The sequence below is a fragment of the Streptomyces violaceorubidus genome (assembly GCF_000717995.1).
Taxonomy (GTDB): Bacteria; Actinomycetota; Actinomycetes; order Streptomycetales; family Streptomycetaceae; genus Streptomyces; species Streptomyces violaceorubidus.
This window is the reverse complement of record NZ_JODM01000045.1, coordinates 13702-31566: the sequence shown is the minus strand read 5'-3', so window position 1 is coordinate 31566 and position 17865 is coordinate 13702. Positions and strand designations below refer to the sequence as shown.

Sequence of the window (17865 nt, the reverse complement as noted above, 5' to 3'; positions counted from 1 at the left end):
CCGAGATCTACACCTAAGCCTTCGTCGGCAGCGTCAGATGTGTATAAGAGACAGGGATGGGATGGGATGGGATGGGGCGCGTTGTCGGGTGCGGGTGCGCTGTGGTTGAGCGCGCGGTTCCCCGCGCCGCTTGAGGCGTCACCTGGGCGTCGGCCGGGGCGGCGCCCCGCATTCCCTTCCGTGCGCGGTTCCCCGCGCCCTTTGAGGGCACAGGTGATGCCCTGCGTCACCTGTCGTGCGCGGTTCCCCGCGCCCCCTGCTCCAGTGGGGGTGTCAGTACCGAGCCGTGGGTGCGGCACTCGGGGCGGGGGCAGTTGGGGGCCGGGCGGCGTACGGTGGTGAAGGCGATCACGGAGCCCGCCACCAGGACGCCCGCGCAGATCAGCATCGCCGGTCCGAACGCGTCGTCGAAGGCCCGGGGCGACCGGTACGCCTCCTCGCCCATGCCGGTGAGCAGCGGGAGCGCGGCGACCGAGACGAGCCCCGCCGCACGGGCCGCCGCGTTGTTGATGCCGCTGGCCAGACCGGCGCGCGCGGTGTCCACGGCGGCCAGCACGCTCGCCGTCAGCGGCGCGACCAGCGTGACCATGCCGAGGCCGAGCACCAGCAGGGCGGGCAGCACGTCGGCGAGGTAGGAGGCGTCCGGACCGACCCGCAGCATCAGCAGCATCCCGGCGGCGCACAGCAGCGGGCCCACGGTGAGCTGGAGGCGCGGGCCGAGGCGCTCGGCGAGTTCGCCGGAGCGGGCCGAGAGCAGCAGCATCAGAACGGTGGTCGGCAGCAGGGCCGTACCGGCGGCCAGCGCGGACCAGCCGACGACGACCTGGAGCTGGAGCGCGGCGAGGAAGAAGAAACCGCCGAAGGCCGCGTACACGCACAGGGTGACCAGGTTGACCGCCGTGAACTGGCGGGAGGAGAACACGTCGAGCGGCATCATCGGGTCCTTGCCGCGCCGCTCGACGAGGACGAAGGCCACGGCGGCCACCACCCCGGCCACCGCGCTGAGCGCCACCGTCCAGGACGCCGTACGGGCCTCGATCAGCGCGTAGGTGAGCAGCGCCAGGGCCGCCGCGCACAGGGCCGCGCCGAGCGCGTCGAACCGCGTGTGGGCGCGCTGGTCGGAGGACTCGGGCACGTGCCGCAGCGCGATCGGCGCGCACAGCAGCGCCAGCGGGACGTTGAGCAGGAACACCCAGCGCCAGCCCGGACCGTCCACCAGCCAGCCCCCGAGGAACGGCCCCACCGCCGCGCCGACTCCCCCGAAGCCGGACCACAGGCCCACCGCCCGGCCCCGGTCGTCGGCGTGGAAGGAGGCCTGGATGAGGGCGAGGGAGCCCGGGGTGAGCAGTGCCCCGCCGACGCCCTGGAGGGCCCGGGCGGCGATCAGCACACCGGCGTTCGGCGCGAGGCCGCACAGCAGGGACGCGGCGGCGAACCACAGCACGCCGAGGACGAAGACCCGGCGGCGGCCGAACCGGTCGCCGAGGGCGCCGCCGAGCAGGATCAGACCGGCCAGCGTCACCATGTAGGCGTTGACGGTCCACTGGAGGGCGGCGAGGTCGGCGCCGAGGTCGCGCCCGATGTGGGGCAGGGCGACGTTGACGACGGTCGAGTCCAGCAGGGCCATGCTGGAGCCGAGGACGGTGGTGAGCAGGATCCACTTGCCCTGCGGGGAGGCCAACCGGACGTCGGGCATGGCTCCAGGTATACAGCGAGCCCGGCGCGCGGGGGCGCCGGGCTCGTGCAAAAGGCCGTGCGGACGGCCGGGTGTTACTTGATCTTCTGGCCCGCCGACCGCAGGTGCCCGCAGGCCTCCACGACACGCGCGGCCATGCCGGCCTCGGCCAGCTTGCCCCAGGTGCGCGGGTCGTACGTCTTCTTGTTGCCGACCTCGCCGTCGACCTTCAGGACGCCGTCGTAGTTGCGGAACACGTGGTCGACGACGGGACGCGTGAAGGCGTATTGGGTGTCCGTGTCGATGTTCATCTTGACCACGCCGTTCTCCAGGGCGGTCGCGATCTCCTCGGCGGTGGAGCCGGAGCCGCCGTGGAAGACGAAGTTGAACGGCTTGCTGCCGGCCGGCTGGCCGTACTTCGACGCGATGCCCTCGTTCAGCTCCTTGAGCAGCTCGGGGCGGAGCACGACGTTGCCCGGCTTGTACACGCCGTGCACGTTGCCGAAGGAGGCGGCGAGCAGGTAGCGGCCCTTCTCGCCCAGACCCAGGGCCTCGACGGTGCGGACCGCGTCGTCGACCGTGGTGTAGAGGGAGTCGTTGATCTCGTGGGAGACGCCGTCCTCCTCGCCGCCGGTCGGGGTGATCTCGACCTCAAGGATGATCTTGGCGGCGCGGGCGCGCTCCAGCAGCTCCTCGGCGATGGAGAGGTTGTCGGCCAGGGTCTCGGCCGAACCGTCCCACATGTGCGACTGGAAGAGCGGGTTGCGCCCGGCCTTCACGCGCTCCTCGGAGACCGCCAGCAGCGGGCGGACGTACCCGTCGAGCTTGTCCTTGGGGCAGTGGTCCGTGTGCAGGGCCACGGTGACGTCGTACTTCTCGGCGACGATGTGCGCGAACTCGGCGAGGGCGACGGCGCCGGTCACCATGTCCTTGTTGTGCTGGCCGCCCAGGAACTCGGCGCCGCCGGTGGAGATCTGGACGATGCCGTCGCTCTCCGCCTCCGCGAAACCGCGCAGGGCGGCGTGCAGCGTCTGGGAAGAGGTCACGTTGATGGCCGGGTAGGCGAACTTTCCTGCCTTCGCCCGGTCCAGCATCTCGTTGTAGACCTCGGGAGTTGCGATGGGCATCTGTCCGCTCCTTGTATGTGCGGGTGGGCGTGCTGGTGCTTATGGCCCTGACCTAGGACTGGGGGGCGACGTCATCGTCGGCCCCATCCTTCCAGACGAAACGGGAATACCCGAGTGGGCCCCGGCCGGGCCCCGGGCACCGCTCCCCGTCCCGGTTCAGTCCAGGTCCAGCTCGTCCTTGTCGTACGCGTACAGGTACGGCACTCCCGCGCCGTCCTGGATCTTCTCGGCGGCGCCGGTCGCCCGGTCCACGATCGTGGCGACGGCGACCACCTCGGCCCCGGCCTCGCGCACGGCCTCGACGGCGGTGAGCGGGGAACCGCCGGTCGTGGAGGTGTCCTCGACGACCAGGACCCTGCGGCCCTTGATGTCCGGCCCCTCGACGCGGCGCTGGAGCCCGTGCGCCTTGGCGGCCTTGCGGACGACGAACGCGTCCAGCCTGCGGCCGCGTGCGGCGGCGGCGTGCAGCATGCTCGCGGCGACCGGGTCGGCGCCCATGGTCAGCCCGCCCACCGCGTCGAACTCCAGGTCGGCGGTGAGGTCGAGGAGCACCTGACCGACCAGCGGCGCGGCCTCGCCGTCCAGGGTGATGCGGCGCAGGTCGACGTAGTAGTCGGCCTCCAGGCCCGAGGAGAGGGTCACCTTGCCGTGCACCACGGCCTTGTCCTTGATCTGCTGCAGCAGCTCGCCGCGTACGTCCGTCATGTACGCCAGCTTAAAGGCGGCGCCAGGCCCAGGTCGTCGTGGCCTCCAGCGGCTCCAGCGGTGTGACCAGGCGGGGGAGGGTGTTCAGTCCGTTGGGCGGACCGGTCTGCGGCTCCACGCACACGGCGGCCTCCTGCTCGTCGTACACCACGACCCACTGCTCCCGGCTGGTCACCTTCAGCTCCAGCCGCCCCGGCCAGGTCAGCGTGACGTCGACGCCGTCGGGCATGCCGAAGCAGTCGTCCCAGGGGCCCGGCTTCGGGTCGGTGCGGTTGCCGGTGGGCAGGTGGTCGTCGCCGCGCTCCTCCTGCCAGGCGGGGTCGAAGGCGACCTCCACACCGGCGCCGTCGAGGGTCCGGTTGAACCAGGGGTGCCAGCCGATCTGCGCCGGGAAGGACGACTCGTACGTCTCCACAGCCATCGACAGCGTCAGAGCGTCCTCGGTCAGCGCGATCACCTGGGTGACGCGGCCGGAGTACGGCCAGGGGTCGGCGAGGTCGTACGTGATGACGGCCTCGTCGGCGGAGACGCGGGCGGTGCGCCAGGCGGCGTCGCGGGCGGTGCCGTGGATCGCGTGCGGCGGGGAGTTGAGGGGCATCTGGTGGACCACGGCGCCGTCGCTGAAGCGGCCGTCGCGGATGCGTCCGCACCAGGGGACCATCGGGAAGCAGCCGTAGCGCTCGCCCTGGCGGAGCAGCTCCGTGCCGCCGACCCGGAGTCCGCCGATCCGGCCGCCGTTGCCCGGCAGCACGGTCGCCTCCGCGTCGCCCGCGGTCAGCGTGATGGGTTCGTTACTCACGCCACGACCCTACTGGGGCGATCAAAGGTGTCCCACCCGGCGGCGGTTCAGCGGCGTTTGCGCAGCGCGCGGCCCACCACGATCGCCGACGCCACGACCAGCGCCGCCGCGGGGGCGGCCCAGCGCAGGGGGGCGCCGACCGCGCCCGTCTGGGGCGCGGGCACGGGGGCGTACCGGCCGCGCGGCGGGGCGTGGTCCACCTCCTCGGCGCTGCGGCCGATCATCGTGCGGCGCGCGTGCGCGGCCTCGGCGGGGGGCGGGACGGCCGGCTCGTCGTGCCGGGCGTCGTCCGCGGCCCGGGCGCCGCCGTCTTCTCCGCCCTCGCGCTCGTGCTCCCCCGCGTCCCCTTCCTCGTCCTCGTCCTCGTCCGTGTTCAGGAGGGAGGGCGGGGGGACCTCGGTGTCGAAGACGGAGGCGGGGCGCGGCTCGGGTGCCGGTTCCGGTTCCGGTGCCGGGCCCGGCTCCGTATCCGCCTCCGTGTCCGCCTCCGGTACCGCCTCTGGCTCCGGCTCCGCCGCGGGGGAGGTCCGCGCCGCCGTGCCCAGGTTCTCCGCGAACCGGGTCAGCAGCCGGGTCGCGGCCGACGTCACCGACTCCGGCGGCAGCTCCGTGATCCGTCCGTCGGCGGTGGCCGTCCCGGTGAAGGTGAGGGTGGCGCCGCCCTCAGCGTCGCCCGCGCGGAGCGTCAGCGCGAGCGTGACCGTGCCGGTGCCGCGCGACTCGGTGGCGTCGCCCTCGACGGCGTACGTGCCGTCCTCGCGCGCCGACAGGCGCAGGGAGCCGCGGTAGGTGATGGAGTGGCTGCCGATGCGTACCTTCAGCCGGCCCGCGACGGGCTCGGCACCCGCGTCCTGCTGGAGCCCCGGAACGGCGCGGGCGACCCGGACGGGGTCGGCCAGCACGTCCCCGAGCCGCTCGGCCGGAACCGGAACGAACACCTCATGCTCCATGTCAGCGCAGCTTACCCAGCGGGCGCCCGGTACACCCCCCGTCGGCACGATTCACCCGCCGCCCGCGCTCCCCGGCGTCACCAGTCCCGCCTCGTACGCCACGACCACCGCCTGCGCCCTGCTGGTCAGGCCCAGCTCGGTGACGTAGAGCGCCCCGCAGGCGTGGACGGCGAGGCAGACGGCGACGGGGGCCCGGGTGCGCAGGACGAGGGGGAGGGTGAGCGGGGCGACGGGCGTCCAGCCGAGCGGGTCCAGCGCGGGCCACCCCTGGGCGACGGCCTCGGCGCCGGTCCGTCCCGCGTAGGGCGTAGAGGGGAGGGCGGGCCGCCGCACGGTGGGACGCGCCGGATCGCCGTCGCCGCGACCTCGCGCGCTCAGTACCGCGGGTGCACCAGCGTGGACGGGGGCAGCCCGGGGATCCGGGTGCGCGCCGCGTCGCGGGTGCCGCGGGCGAGCGATCCCGGCGTGAGGGTGCGCGGGCGGGGTGCCGCCGGGTCCAGGCGCGGCGTGGGGGCGGTGCGGGCGGCCAGGAGGAAGCCCCAGCCGCGGGGCGCCCCGGGGCGGGCTGCCGCGCGGTCGGGCCCGGACGCGGAGCCGGGGTCGCGGGCGCCGACGTGGTAGGCGACGGCCGGCAGACCGGCCGCGCGGAGGGTGGCGTCCACCGTCCAGAAGGCGCGGGGACGCGCGGCGAGGGGGCCCGCGTGGACCGCCAGCCGCCCGTCGGGCGCCAGCACCCGGCGCAGCAGGCCGTAGAACTCCTGCGAGTACAGCTTGGTGCTGGCCGTGATGCCCGGGTCCGGCAGGTCCGAGATCACCACGTCGTACGACGCGGAGGGGGTCGAGCGCAGCCGGTGGAAGGCGTCCCCGGCAAGGACGCGGACGCGCGCGTCGCCGTAGGCGTGTTCGTTGAGGGTGGACAGGCCGGGATCGTGCCGGGCCAGCCGGGCGAGCCCCGGGTCGGCCTCGGCGACGTCGACGCGGCGTACGCCGGGGTGGCGCAGCACCTCCCGGGCGGCGAGGCCGTCGCCGCCGCCGAGGATGAGTACGCGCGCGTGGGGGCCGTTCATCGCGGGGTGCACCAGCGCCTCGTGGTAGCGCCGCTCGTCGCTGTCGCGCACCCGCAGCCGGCCGTCCAGGAACAGGCGTAGGGGCCGGCCGTCGGTGTCGCCGGTGAGGACGACCTCCTGCACGTCTGTCCGTACGGCCACGCGGACGTCCTGGCCGTACACGGCCTGCCGGGCGGCGCGTTCGAAGTCGTCGGCGAGGACGGTCGCCGTGGCGAGGAGGGCGAGGACCACCGCGTTGGCGGTCAGCAGCAGCCAGCGGGCCCGGCGTGTCAGGTCGCGCCGGAACAGGCCGAGGACCAGGGCGGCGCCGACGACCGCGTTGACGGTGCCGGTGAGCAGCGCGCCGGTGAGCTGGCCGAGGAAGGGCAGCAGGACGAACGGGAAGGCGAGGCCGCCGACGAGCGCGCCGACGTAGTCCGCGGCGAACAGGTCGGCGACCGCGCCGCCCGGGTCCTGCCGGCGCACCCGCTGGATCAGCTCCATGAGCAGCGGCACCTCGGCGCCGATCAGCACGCCGATGGCGAGGGAGAAGGCGACCAGCAGGACGCGCGGGCCGTCGGCCCACAGGCCGCCCCAGTCACCGGTCCAGGCGAAGACGGCGTACAGGAGCATGGCGCTGGAGCCGCCGACGAGGGCGAGGGCGGCCTCGAGCGCGCCGAAGCCGGCCGCCGCGAGGCCGCGCAGCCGTTTGGCGGCGAGCGAGCCGATGCCCATGGCGAAGACCATGACGGACAGGACGACGGACGCCTGGGTGACCGAGTCTCCGATCAGGTACGAGGCGAGCGCGACGAGTTCGAGTTCGTACACGAGCCCGCAGGCCGCGCACACGAACACCCCCGCCAGCACCAGGAACCGTCCGATCGCGGGCCGTACGGGCAGCCGCGCGGGCGCTTCGGGGCCGCGGGGGCCGCCCCAGGACGGCGGAGAGCCGGGCGGGGCGGGCGCGTGCGGTTCGATCACGCAGTGACGTTACGTCACTTGGGTACTGCGCTTCGTCACCCACACGTGTGAAACTCGGGGCTCGTCGGGCACCGCAGGTTTATCCGGCCCCCGCCCACTCGCGGCGCCCGACCCCGCCCGCTCACACGGCGGACGGGCTGAACCGGGCGGTCGGCACCCGCACGCCCACCCGGGTGCGGGTCGCCACCAACTGGCCGTCCTGCGGGTAGGCGTGCCAGGTCCGCCAGTGCACCTGCCCCTCGTGCCGCTGGGCCAGCAGCGCGGTGAAGGCGTGCGGGCTGCCGGGGAAGACACCGGCCAGGCCGTGCGGATGGTCGGAGACCAGGGCCAGCAGCTCCTGGGCGCGGCCGGCGAAGGAGCCCGGCGTCAGCACCTCGACGCGGGCGGCGAACTCGTACTCCCAGTCGCCCACCCGCTTGGCGACGCCCAGCGGAAGGGGGGTGCTGCTGCCGGGGATGCACGCCACCGTCTCCGAGCAGATGCCCCGCTCCTCTTCGAGCAGGACTTGGTGGGAGGCGCCGAGCAGCCTCAACTGCAGGCGCGCGTCGCTCATTTCTACGTCGAGACAGGCGAGCGCGGGCAGCGGCTCGCGCCCCAGGGCCCAGGCCAGGTCGGCGGCGCGGGTGTCGGTGTAGGCGGTTGTCAGGGTCGTGAGCATGGATCGGCTCCGCAAGCACACAAGGAGAGGAAGGTGTGGGGCCTGCGCATCCGCGGCACTGCCGGGGATGCGGCCCGCTCAGCCCAGTCGGCCGGTCAGGAGGGGGGTCAACAGGTCGTCCGAGGAGCTGCGTTGATGAGAAAGAGCGAATCATGAACGATGGCGCCGCCACAGCGTTTTTACCCAACTTCGTGGCGTTTCCATCCCTCAGGGGGCTCCCCAGCTCAACTGTTCAACCAGGGCGCACACCCCGCCCGTACGAAGTGCGCCGGGGTGTGCGAGCGCCCGCCGGGAGTGTGACCGGCGGGCGCTCTGGGTGGGGCGTGGGGCCCGGTCCCAGGAACGGGCCCCGTGAAGGGGATGCGGCTCCCCCCGGCCGGAGCTCAGCTGCCCCGTGTCAGCTGCCTCCGCCGCATCCGCCGCCCCCTCCCCCGCAGGACGACCCGCCTCCGCAGGACGAGCCGCCACCGCAGGAGTGGCCGCCACCACAGGAGTGGCCGGAGTGGTGTCCGCCCGAGGACGAACCGCCCCCGTCACCGGCCCACCAGCTGCTGCCGCCGCTGTCGCCACCGCCGCCGCTCCGGCGCGACCCGCGGCCGCTCCCGGTCCGCACGGCACCGACGGCGCGTCGACGCATCACGAAAACCCTGATCAGCAGGGCTGCGAGCACGAACAGGATGATGCCTGTGATCACGGCTCCACCCTCCCTTCCGTTCCGGGTCTGCGCCCGGAAGTCCCCCGAAGCAATCCCCCGTCGGACGCCTCGCTGCGTGTCGATTGCCTGTGGTTCCCGCCGTGAAGCTCACCGGCGTGCACGGGAGATGCCCTTCGCCGCCGCGCCCCAAAGCAGAGTTGAGGAAGTTCTGAGGGTCCCTGAACAGGAACGGCCCCTGACCCGCACCGGAGTGCGAGTCGGGGCCGTTGGCGCCTTGCTGGTCCGTCTAGGGGCCGTCAGCACCTTACGGGTCGTACCGGAACACGGAGTTCACGAGTTTCTCTGCCGCACCAAGGCTTCTCACCCCCCGTGGCTCAGACGGTGGGGCTTCTGCGTTCGATCAGCACGACGTCCCGCCATCGGCCATGGTGTTGGCCGATGCGCTCGCGTGTACCGACGGTGCGGAAGCCCGCTTTCTGGTGGAGGACGAGGCTGGCGGTGTTCTCGGGGAAGATGCCGGATTGAATGGTCCAGATCCCGGCCGCCTCGGTAGACCTGATCAGCTTGTGGACGAGTGCGGTGCCGATGCCGTGGCCGCGTGCGTCGGGGTGGACGTACACCGAGTGCTCGACGACGCCGGCGTACGCGCATCGGTCGGAGACCGGTACGGCGGCGACCCAGCCGAGGACCCGGCCCGGGGCGTCGAGGGCGACGTACCGGTGTTCCGGCAGCTTGGTTGCGTCGAATTCCTCCCAGCCGGGAGCGGTGGTCTCGAAGGTGGCGTTGCCTTCGTCGATGCCGTGCTGGTAGATCGCCAGGACTTGGCCGGCGTGTTCGGCGGCCATCGCGGTGATGCCGTGCTCGTCGGCCGCGCTCATGGCCGGGCCGCCGGGGCGATCTCGTCGACCAGGCCGCGGATGCGCTTTTCGATCTCGTCGCGGATGGGACGAACGGCTGCAACCCCTCGTCCGGCAGGGTCGGGGAGATCCCAGTCGAGGTAGCGCTTCCCGGGAAGGACGGGGCAGGTGTCGCCGCAGCCCATCGTGATCACGACGTCGGACGCCTGGACCGCGTCGGTCGTGAGCACCTTCGGCACCTCGGTAGCGATGTCGACGCCCACCTCCGCCATGGCCTCGACGACGGCCGGGTTGACGGTGTCGGCGGGAGCGGAACCGGCGGAGCGGACTTGGACGCGGTCCCCCGCGAGGTGGGTGAGGAAGGCGGCGGCCATCTGCGAGCGTCCGGCGTTGTGGACGCAGACGAACAGAACGGACGAGGCGGTGGTGTCAGGCATGGGCGGCGTCTTCCTGGGGCGCGAGAGCGGCGACCGGGGCGGTGAAGTAGCGGCGCGCGTGCAGGGCGACGTACACGAGGCCGATCAGTACGGGCACTTCGATGAGGGGGCCGACGACGCCGGCCAGGGCCTGCCCGGAGGAGGCGCCGAAGGTGGCGATGGCGACCGCGATGGCCAGTTCGAAGTTGTTGCCGGCAGCCGTGAAGGCCAGCGTCGTCGCACGTGGGTAGTCCAGGCCGACGACGCGTCCCAGGAGCATTGATCCGGCCCACATGATCACGAAGTAGACCAGCAGCGGCAGGGCGATACGGGCGACGTCGAGGGGCTGCGAGGTGATGGCGTCGCCTTGCAGGGCGAAGAGAATGACGATCGTGAAGAGCAACCCGTACAGGGCGAAGGGGCCGATGCGCGGGATGAGCTTGGCTTCGTACCAGGCGCGGCCCTTGGTTCGCTCGCCGATGCGCCGAGTGAGGTAGCCGGCCGCGAGCGGGATGCCGAGGAACATGAGCACGCTGCGGGCGATCTCCCAGACCGAGACGTCCAGTCCGGTCTGTTCCAGGCCGAGCCAGCCGGGCAGGACGGAGAGATAGAACCAGCCGAGCGCCGAGAACGCGATGACCTGGAAGACGGAGTTCAGGGCGACGAGGACGGCGGCGGCTTCGCGGTGGCCGCAGGCGAGGTCGTTCCAGATGACGACCATGGCGATGCAGCGGGCCAGGCCGACGATGATCAGGCCGGTGCGGTAGGCGGGCAGGTCCGGCAGGAGCAGCCAGGCCAGGGCGAACATGAGCGCCGGGCCGATGATCCAGTTGAGCAGCAGAGACGGCAGCAGCAGGCGGCGGTCGCGGGTGACGGTGTCGAGGCGGTCGTAGCGGACCTTGGCCAGCACCGGGTACATCATCACGAGCAGGCCCAAAGCGATCGGTAGGGACACCCCCGTCACGGTCACCTCGGCCAGCGCCTCACCCAGGCCCGGGACCAGGCGGCCCAGGCCCAGCCCGGCAGCCATGGCGACGAGGATCCAGACGGCGAGGTAGCGGTCCACGAAGGACAGACGCCCCGTCACGCCTTGCTCAGGTGCAGCGATGCTCACGAAGCAGCTCCGGCCGACGCGGCGGGACCGGGCAGCGGCTCCCCCGTGGGGCGGGACAGGATGCCCGCCAGCCGGTCGGTCATCTCCGGGACCAGCCAGTAGTAGACCCACGTGCCACGCCGTTCGCAGTCGATGAGACCGGCCTGCCGCAGCAGCTTCAGGTGGTGCGAGATCGTCGGCTGGGACAGGTCGAAGGCCGGGGTCAGGTCGCAGACACACACCTCGCCGCCCGCCCGTGAGGCGATCATCGACAGCAGGCGCAGCCGCACCGGGTCCCCCAGTGCCTTGAACACCTTCGCCAGCTCCACGGCCTGGCCCTCGTCCAGAGGAGCGGTCAACAGTCCGGGGCAGCAGGCCCCGGACTCGTCGGTCGGGGCAAGTACCACCACGTCCTGATTCGACATGCCTCTATGTTGACATCCTTCGATTCAACGCGCAATCTTGCATTGACGGACATCGAAACAACCCGATGGGAGCCCTGCCATGTCCCGCGCTCAGCTCGCCCTCCGCGTCAGCGACCTGGAAGCGTCGATCACCTTCTACTCGAAGCTGTTCGGCACCGACCCGGCCAAGCGGCGCGAGGGCTACGCCAACTTCGCCATCGCCGAGCCCCCGCTGAAGCTCGTCCTCATCGAGGGCGAGCCCGGCGAGGAGACCCGACTGGACCACCTCGGCGTCGAGGTCGAGTCCACCGACGAGGTCACCGCGGCCACGACCCGGCTCAAGGACGCCGGCCTGGCCACCTTCGAGGAGAACGACACCTCCTGCTGCTACGCCCTCCAGGACAAGGTGTGGGTGCGCGGCCCCGGAAAGGAGCCCTGGGAGGTCTACGTCGTCAAGGCCGACGCCGACACCCTCGGCAAGAGCGTCGACTCCCGTGCCAGCGGTGACGGCTGCTGCACCACCCGGACCACCGAGGAAGCTCCGAGCACAGCGGGCTGTGCCTGCGGCTGAGGGCACGGGAGCGAGTGGGAACGGGCCCCGGCCACGGTCGGGGCCCACTCGTGCCAGCTGCCCTGTGTACGAGGCATCGAGCAGCGGCTTGCCGATGGCGGGTACCCGCCCGGAAGCCGGCTGCCCGGCGTCCTCGCGATGCAGGGTGAGTTCGGCATCGCGCGGATGCAGCCGCGCATCGGGACGTTCGTCGCCGAGCTGCCCAAGCCGTAACGGCGCTTGCTGGGCAGGGCCTGGCTGACCACGGGTTCCCGGGGCCGGTCCCTCCCCCGTGCGGTGGCCACCGCCGAAGATGAGTTGAGGAAGTCCAGAGCTTCGGCGCAGGATGGCCGGCATGACCTCGATGAGCTCCAGCGCCCGTCCCCTCCTGAACCGCCGGCTCGCTGAGTTCGGGACGACGATCTTCGCCGAGATGTCCGCGCTGGCGGTGCGGACCGGGGCGATCAACCTCGGTCAGGGCTTCCCCGACACCGACGGCCCCGAGGAGATCCGCGAGGCCGCCGTACGGGCGCTGCGTGACGGGCGCGGCAACCAGTACCCGCCGGGCCCCGGCGTCCCCGAGCTGCGCGCCGCGGTCGCCGACCACCAGCTGCGCCGCTACGGCCTGTCCTACGACCCGGACACCGAGGTCCTGGTCACCGCGGGCGCCACGGAGGCCATCGCCGCGGCCCTGCTGGCCCTGGTGGAGCCCGGCGACGAGGTCGTCGCGCTGGAGCCGTACTACGACTCGTACGCGGCCTGCGTGGCGATGGCGGGCGGTACGCGCGTGCCCGTGACGCTGCGCCCGCACGGGGAAGCCGGGCAGCGGTCCTTCCGCCTGGACCTGGACGAGCTGCGCGACGCGGTCACCGACCGCACCCGGCTCCTGCTGCTGAACACCCCGCACAACCCGACGGGCACGGTCCTGACCCGCGCGGAGCTGGCGGCGATCGCCGAGCTGGCCGTGGAGCGGGACCTGCTGGTGGTGACCGACGAGGTCTACGAGCACCTGGTCTTCGACGCGGCCGAACACATCCCGCTGGCGTCCTTCCCGGGGATGCGGGAGCGCACGGTGACCATCGGGTCGGCCGGCAAGACCTTCTCGTTCACCGGCTGGAAGGTCGGCTGGGTCACCGCCGCGCCCGCCCTGGTGACGGCGGTCCGCTCGGCCAAGCAGTACCTGACGTACGTGGCCTCGGGGCCCTTCCAGTACGCGGTCGCCGAGGCGCTCGCGCTGCCCGAGAGCTACTTCACCGCCTACCGGGAGGACATGGAGGCGAAGCGGGACCTGCTGGCGGCGGGGCTGGCCGAGGCGGGCTTCGGGGTGTACCGGCCCGCCGGGACGTACTTCGTCACCACCGACATCCGCCCGCTCGGCGAGCGCGACGGCTTCGCCTTCTGCCGCACCCTGCCGGAACGCTGCGGGGTGGCGGCAATCCCGAACGCCGTCTTCTACGACCACCGGGAGCAGGGCGCACCCTTCGTGCGGTTCACCTTCTGCAAACGGGCGGATGTATTGCGGGAAGCAACGGATCGACTGCTCAGGCTGCGGAAGGACTGAGCTTCGAACGCGTCCCGCCTCAGCACCGGGAGTCCTGCGTCAGCGGGCGTCCGCTTCGGGCTCCGGGCGCGGGAGTTCGTCGAGGTCGAGGGTGAAGGTGCGGCCGTCGGCCAGGGGGACGGGCAGCTTGCCCGTGCCGTACTTGTGGGTGTGTGCCGCGATGTAACCGGTGGCGGTCGGCTGGGTGTGGAGGACGACTTCCTGGGCGTACGGGTCGACGACCAGGTAGATCGGGATGCCGTAGCGGCCGTACTTCGCGGTGCAGTCGTCGTAGTCCTTGCGCGCGGAGGAGGTCGAGACGACCTCGGAGATCAGCAGGACGTCCTCGAAGCTGTAGCGCTTGCCTTCCTTGTGAGCGTCCTCGCGCAGGATCGCCAGGTCAGGGGCGGAGTTCTCGTCGGCGGGGAAGTCGATGTAGACGTCGGAGATGACCTTCGCGTGACGGCCGAGGGCGAGAGCGGAGTCGATCTGCATCGACCTGATGGTGCTGGAGTGCTCTTCGCTCTGCGGAGTCATGATCACCTTTCCCTCGGCTCCGAACAGGACCGTGTATCCCTTGGGGAACTCGGTGTGCACCATCGCGTCGAGGCTCATGGACGGCTCCTTCCCGTGTGTGGTCAGGATACGGCGGACAGCGCCGTGTCCCGAGCCCGGCGACAGGGCTGTACGCCCGCTCGGCCAAGCAGTACCTGACATACGTCGCCTGCGGCCACGCCCGCCGGCAGGGGGGCGCGCCCTTCGTGCGGTTCGCGTTCTGCATGAGGGCGCCGGTCCTCCGGGAGGCGGTGCAGCGGCTGAAGACGCCGGCGGGCCGGGCCCCCCGCCCGCACCGGGACGACGAGAGCCCGGACCCTCCGCGGTGCGGGGGTCCGGGCTCTTGGCGACTCGGCCGCGGGCGCGGACTACTCGTCGTCCTCGTCGGTCGGCTTCTCCGCCTCGTTGACGTCCTGCTCCAGGCCGAGCTGCTCCACGAGCCACCGGTCGAACTCGATGGCGGCCCGCACCCAGCTGACCGTCGAGGAGACGAAGTGCTCCAGGCTGACGCCCATGCCGATCAGCATCTGGGCCTCGCCGATCAGGCGGACCGTGCCGTCGTCGTGGGTGTGGGAGTACACCTTGGGCCACAGGGTGCGCCGGTTCCAGTCGTCGACCGACTCGAGCAGCTGCGGCTTCTCGTCGATCTGGTGGGGCCGGTCGTAGAACGTCCGCACCGAGAAGACCTGCTGGTCCTCCTCGCCGCGGAACATGAAGTACGTGCGGAACTGCTCCCACGGCGCCGCGAGGTCTCCCTCGTCGTCGACGACGTACTTCAGCTCCATCTGTTCGAGGAGCTGCTTCACAAGATCCTGATCCGGGACGACGGGGCCCGCCGGTCCTTGGGGCTGCGGCTCGGGCTGCTTGCCCCCGAAGTTCGGAATCGAGGACGGGTCGATGCTCACCGTGAATTTCCCTTCGTACGGATCCGGCCATCCTCCCTCATGCGGGGAGGGGGGTGGCAAGCCCGTCGGGGCCTGTCAGCCCTCGGCTGACTCGATCCGGCCAGTCGGGTACCCCCTCGGGGCCCCGGCAACCCGTCGGACGGGTCGCCGGGGCGGGCCGTGCGACCCGCTACAGCGTCTTGCCGCTCGCCGGTCCCACGATCAGGTCCTCGCCGAAGCGGTCCACCCGGACCGTGTCGCCGTCCTTGATCTCGCCGGAAAGGATCTCCCGGGCGAGCCGGTCGCCGATCGCGGTCTGCACGAGGCGGCGCAGCGGGCGGGCGCCGTAGGCCGGATCGTTGCCCTCCTCGGCCAGCCAGCCGAGGGCCTCCTCGGTGACCTCCAGGGTGAGGCGGCGTTCGGCGAGCCGCCGGGCCAGGCCGTCGATCTGGAGCCGTGCGATCCGGCTCAGCTCCTCCTTGCTCAGCGCCGAGAAGACCACCAGGTCGTCCAGCCGGTTGAGGAACTCCGGCTTGAAGGACGCCCGGACCACCTCCAGGACCTGCTGCTTCTTCTCCGCCTCGCCACTCGTCGGGTCGACCAGGTACTGGCTGCCCAGGTTGGAGGTGAGCACCAGGATGGTGTTGCGGAAGTCGACGGTGCGGCCCTGCCCGTCGGTGAGGCGCCCGTCGTCCAGCACCTGGAGCAGGATGTCGAAGACCTCGGGGTGCGCCTTCTCCACCTCGTCGAGCAGCACGACGGTGTACGGCCGCCGCCGCACGGCCTCGGTGAGCTGGCCGCCCTCCTCGTACCCGACGTATCCGGGCGGGGCGCCGACCAGCCGGGCCACGCTGTGCTTCTCGCTGTACTCGGACATGTCGATGCGGACCATGGCCCGCTCGTCGTCGAAGAGGAAGTCGGCGAGCGCCTTGGCCAGCTCGGTCTTGCCCACGCCGGTGGGGCCGAGGAAGAGGAAGGAACCGGTCGGGCGGTCCGGGTCGGCGATCCCGGCCCGGGAGCGGCGTACGGCGTCGGAGACGGCGCGCACCGCCTCGGTCTGGCCGATGAGCCGCTTGCCCAGCTCGTCCTCCATGCGCAGCAGCTTCTGCGTCTCGCCCTCCAGGAGGCGCCCGGCGGGGATGCCGGTCCAGGAGGCGACGACGTCCGCGATGTCGTCGGCGCCGACCTCCTCCTTGACCATGGTGTCCCGGGCGACCTCTTCCTCGGCCTCGGAGGCGGCCTCCAGGTCGCGCTCCAGGGTGGGGATCTCGCCGTACAGCAGCTTGCTGGCGGTGTCGAAGTCGCCGTCGCGCTGGGCGCGCTCGGCCTGCCCGCGCAGTTCGTCGAGCTTCTCCTTCAGCTCGCCGACCCGGTTGAGGGACTGCTTCTCCTTCTCCCAGCGGGCGGTGAGGCCGCGCAGCTCCTCCTCCTTGTCGGCGAGGTCGCGCCGCAGCCGCTCCAGGCGCTCCAGGGAGGCGGCGTCGGTCTCCTTGCCGATCGCCAGCTCCTCCATCTTCAGCCGGTCGACGGAGCGCTGGAGCTCGTCGATCTCGACGGGCGAGGAGTCGATCTCCATGCGCAGCCGGGAGGCGGCCTCGTCGACGAGGTCGATGGCCTTGTCGGGCAGGAAGCGGGAGGTGATGTACCGGTCGGAGAGGCTCGCGGCGGCCACCAGGGCGCTGTCGGCGATCTGCACCTTGTGGTGGGCCTCGTAGCGGCCCTTGAGCCCGCGCAGGATGGCGATGGAGTCCTCGACGGTCGGCTCGGCGACCAGCACCTGCTGGAAGCGCCGCTCCAGGGCGGGGTCCTTCTCGATGCGCTCCCGGTACTCGTCGAGCGTGGTCGCGCCGACCATGCGCAGCTCGCCGCGCGCGAGCATCGGCTTGAGCATGTTCCCGGCGTCCATGGCGGAGTCCCCGCCGGCGCCGGCGCCGACGACGGTGTGCAGCTCGTCGATGAAGGTGACGACCTGCCCGTCGGAGTCCTTGATCTCGGCGAGGACGGTCTTCAGCCGCTCCTCGAACTCACCGCGGTACTTGGCCCCGGCGACCATGGCGCCGAGATCCAGCGCCACCAGCCGCTTGTCCTTCAGCGACTCGGGCACGTCGCCCTTGACGATCCGCTGGGCGAGCCCTTCGACGACGGCGGTCTTGCCGACGCCGGGCTCACCGATGAGCACGGGGTTGTTCTTGGTGCGCCGGCTGAGCACCTGGACCACCCGCCGGATCTCCTGGTCGCGTCCGATGACGGGGTCGAGCTTCCCGTCCCGGGCGGCGGCGGTGAGGTCGGTGCCGAACTTCTCCAGGGCCTTGTACTGGCCCTCGGGGTCGGGCGTGGTCACCCGGCGCCCTCCCCTCGCCTTGCGGAAGGCCTCCTGCAGCTTCTTCGCACTGGCTCCCTGCCCCTCCAGTACCTCACCGGCCGCGCCGCCCTTCGCGGCGATGCCGAGGAGCAGGTGCTCGGTGGAGAGGTACTCGTCCCCGAGCTCCTTGGCGCGGGCCTGGGCGTCGGCGACCACGGCGAGCATCTCACGGCTGGGCTGCGGGGGCGCGACCGTGGACCCGGTCACGCTGGGCAGCCCGGCGACGATGCGCTCGGCGCCGGTGCGCACGGCGGCGAGGTCGGCCTCGACGGCGACGAGCAGGTCGGTGATGTTCTCGTTGTCCTGCCCCTGGAGCAGGGCCAGCAGCAGATGGCCCGGGGTGAGGTCGGCGTTCCCCTCGGTCACGGCACGGTTGCTGGCCGCGTTGATCGCGTCACGGCTCCGGTTGGTCAGCTCGGCGTCCACGTTCTGGCTCTCCTCCTCGCGTCGGCCGTCGGCGGTCCGGCCTTGTCTCCATGTCTCCCAGTGCTGACTCCTACAACCTACACAAAGTTGAGTCTATTCCACTCAAGGGAGAAGGGACACGTGTCCCCATGACACGGCACGAGAGTCTTTTCGGCCAGCTGCGGAACCGGCGGGTATGCCGA

General features: G+C 71.9%; 17 protein-coding genes. 2 read left to right on the top strand and 15 right to left on the bottom strand.

Going from position 1 to position 17865, the window contains the following annotated elements:
* Positions 1-226: 226 nt before the first annotated feature.
* The 12 genes from IE94_RS0132095 to IE94_RS0132040 all read right to left on the bottom strand — a co-directional run bounded on the left by IE94_RS0132095 (position 227) and on the right by IE94_RS0132040 (position 11387).
* Entirely contained in the window at positions 227-1696 is a 1470-nt protein-coding gene (locus IE94_RS0132095) for an MFS transporter (protein WP_030191389.1), read from the bottom strand.
* 74 nt (positions 1697-1770) lie between these two features.
* Positions 1771-2802 carry a class II fructose-bisphosphate aldolase gene (gene fbaA, locus IE94_RS0132090; RefSeq protein WP_030191387.1) on the bottom strand — a complete coding sequence of 344 codons (1032 nt, stop codon included), beginning with the start codon at positions 2800-2802 and terminating at the stop codon, positions 1771-1773.
* A gap of 156 nt (positions 2803-2958) precedes the next feature.
* Positions 2959-3507 carry an orotate phosphoribosyltransferase gene (gene pyrE, locus IE94_RS0132085; protein WP_030191377.1) on the bottom strand — a complete coding sequence of 183 codons (549 nt, stop codon included), beginning with the start codon at positions 3505-3507 and terminating at the stop codon, positions 2959-2961.
* Between the two features lie 10 nt (positions 3508-3517).
* Positions 3518-4306 carry an aldose epimerase family protein gene (locus IE94_RS0132080; protein WP_030191375.1) on the bottom strand — a complete coding sequence of 263 codons (789 nt, stop codon included), beginning with the start codon at positions 4304-4306 and terminating at the stop codon, positions 3518-3520.
* Between the two features lie 47 nt (positions 4307-4353).
* The gene (locus IE94_RS0132075; RefSeq protein WP_037924201.1) at positions 4354-5256 is read right to left on the bottom strand and encodes an SRPBCC domain-containing protein; all 903 of its coding nucleotides are present in this window, start codon (positions 5254-5256) and stop codon (positions 4354-4356) included.
* A gap of 51 nt (positions 5257-5307) precedes the next feature.
* Positions 5308-5589 carry a hypothetical protein gene (locus tag IE94_RS41345; protein WP_030191371.1) on the bottom strand — a complete coding sequence of 94 codons (282 nt, stop codon included), beginning with the start codon at positions 5587-5589 and terminating at the stop codon, positions 5308-5310.
* Positions 5590-5630: 41 nt separating this feature from the next.
* Positions 5631-7283, bottom strand: a complete 1653-nt coding sequence (locus tag IE94_RS0132065) for a polyamine aminopropyltransferase (RefSeq protein ID WP_030191369.1) — start codon at positions 7281-7283, stop codon at positions 5631-5633.
* Between the two features lie 121 nt (positions 7284-7404).
* A complete protein-coding gene (locus IE94_RS0132060; RefSeq protein ID WP_030191367.1) occupies positions 7405-7941 on the bottom strand; it encodes a DUF2617 family protein in 537 nt (178 codons plus the stop codon).
* A 1029-nt stretch (positions 7942-8970) separates the two neighbouring features.
* Positions 8971-9474, bottom strand: coding sequence for a GNAT family N-acetyltransferase (locus IE94_RS0132055; protein ID WP_030191365.1), 504 nt, complete (start codon positions 9472-9474; stop codon positions 8971-8973).
* Positions 9471-9890: an arsenate reductase ArsC gene (locus IE94_RS0132050; protein WP_030191364.1), complete on the bottom strand. Its 420-nt coding sequence runs from the start codon at positions 9888-9890 to the stop codon at positions 9471-9473. Before IE94_RS0132050 ends, IE94_RS0132055 begins: the two co-directional genes overlap by 4 nt.
* The gene (gene arsB, locus IE94_RS0132045) at positions 9883-10983 is read right to left on the bottom strand and encodes an ACR3 family arsenite efflux transporter (protein WP_051777806.1); all 1101 of its coding nucleotides are present in this window, start codon (positions 10981-10983) and stop codon (positions 9883-9885) included. Before arsB ends, IE94_RS0132050 begins: the two co-directional genes overlap by 8 nt.
* Positions 10980-11387 carry an ArsR/SmtB family transcription factor gene (locus IE94_RS0132040; protein ID WP_030191361.1) on the bottom strand — a complete coding sequence of 136 codons (408 nt, stop codon included), beginning with the start codon at positions 11385-11387 and terminating at the stop codon, positions 10980-10982. The genes arsB and IE94_RS0132040 overlap by 4 nt, the downstream gene beginning before the upstream one ends.
* A 79-nt stretch (positions 11388-11466) precedes the next feature.
* Here IE94_RS0132040 and IE94_RS0132035 point away from each other — a divergent pair, with 79 nt between their 5' ends.
* Positions 11467-11937, top strand: coding sequence for an ArsI/CadI family heavy metal resistance metalloenzyme (locus IE94_RS0132035; protein ID WP_030191358.1), 471 nt, complete (start codon positions 11467-11469; stop codon positions 11935-11937).
* Between the two features lie 334 nt (positions 11938-12271).
* Positions 12272-13477: a pyridoxal phosphate-dependent aminotransferase gene (locus tag IE94_RS0132030; protein WP_030191356.1), complete on the top strand. Its 1206-nt coding sequence runs from the start codon at positions 12272-12274 to the stop codon at positions 13475-13477.
* Positions 13478-13516: 39 nt separating this feature from the next.
* Here IE94_RS0132030 and IE94_RS0132025 read toward each other — a convergent pair whose 3' ends face one another.
* From IE94_RS0132025 to clpB, 3 genes are all read right to left on the bottom strand, one after another.
* A complete protein-coding gene (locus IE94_RS0132025) occupies positions 13517-14071 on the bottom strand; it encodes a Uma2 family endonuclease (protein WP_030191354.1) in 555 nt (184 codons plus the stop codon).
* Between the two features lie 308 nt (positions 14072-14379).
* On the bottom strand, positions 14380-14916 hold the full coding sequence (locus IE94_RS0132020; RefSeq protein ID WP_030191352.1) for a YbjN domain-containing protein: 537 nt from the start codon (positions 14914-14916) through the stop codon (positions 14380-14382).
* A gap of 169 nt (positions 14917-15085) precedes the next feature.
* Positions 15086-17683, bottom strand: a complete 2598-nt coding sequence (gene clpB / locus IE94_RS0132015; RefSeq protein WP_030191348.1) for an ATP-dependent chaperone ClpB — start codon at positions 17681-17683, stop codon at positions 15086-15088.
* Positions 17684-17865: the final 182 nt, after the last annotated feature.

Excerpts from the sequence above, each read along its gene's own strand:
- IE94_RS0132025 (WP_030191354.1), bottom strand. The coding sequence starts at position 14,071 with ATGAGCCTCGACGCGATGGTGCACACCGAGTTCCCCAAGGGATACACG.
- IE94_RS0132050 (WP_030191364.1), bottom strand. The coding sequence starts at position 9,890 with ATGCCTGACACCACCGCCTCGTCCGTTCTGTTCGTCTGCGTCCACAAC.
- IE94_RS0132055 (WP_030191365.1), bottom strand. The coding sequence starts at position 9,474 with ATGAGCGCGGCCGACGAGCACGGCATCACCGCGATGGCCGCCGAACAC.
- IE94_RS0132030 (WP_030191356.1), top strand. The coding sequence starts at position 12,272 with ATGACCTCGATGAGCTCCAGCGCCCGTCCCCTCCTGAACCGCCGGCTC.
- fbaA (WP_030191387.1), bottom strand. The coding sequence starts at position 2,802 with ATGCCCATCGCAACTCCCGAGGTCTACAACGAGATGCTGGACCGGGCG.
- IE94_RS0132075 (WP_037924201.1), bottom strand. The coding sequence starts at position 5,256 with ATGGAGCATGAGGTGTTCGTTCCGGTTCCGGCCGAGCGGCTCGGGGAC.
- IE94_RS0132095 (WP_030191389.1), bottom strand. The coding sequence starts at position 1,696 with ATGCCCGACGTCCGGTTGGCCTCCCCGCAGGGCAAGTGGATCCTGCTC.
- pyrE (WP_030191377.1), bottom strand. The coding sequence starts at position 3,507 with ATGACGGACGTACGCGGCGAGCTGCTGCAGCAGATCAAGGACAAGGCC.
- IE94_RS0132035 (WP_030191358.1), top strand. The coding sequence starts at position 11,467 with ATGTCCCGCGCTCAGCTCGCCCTCCGCGTCAGCGACCTGGAAGCGTCG.
- IE94_RS0132060 (WP_030191367.1), bottom strand. The coding sequence starts at position 7,941 with ATGCTCACGACCCTGACAACCGCCTACACCGACACCCGCGCCGCCGAC.
- IE94_RS0132040 (WP_030191361.1), bottom strand. The coding sequence starts at position 11,387 with ATGTCGAATCAGGACGTGGTGGTACTTGCCCCGACCGACGAGTCCGGG.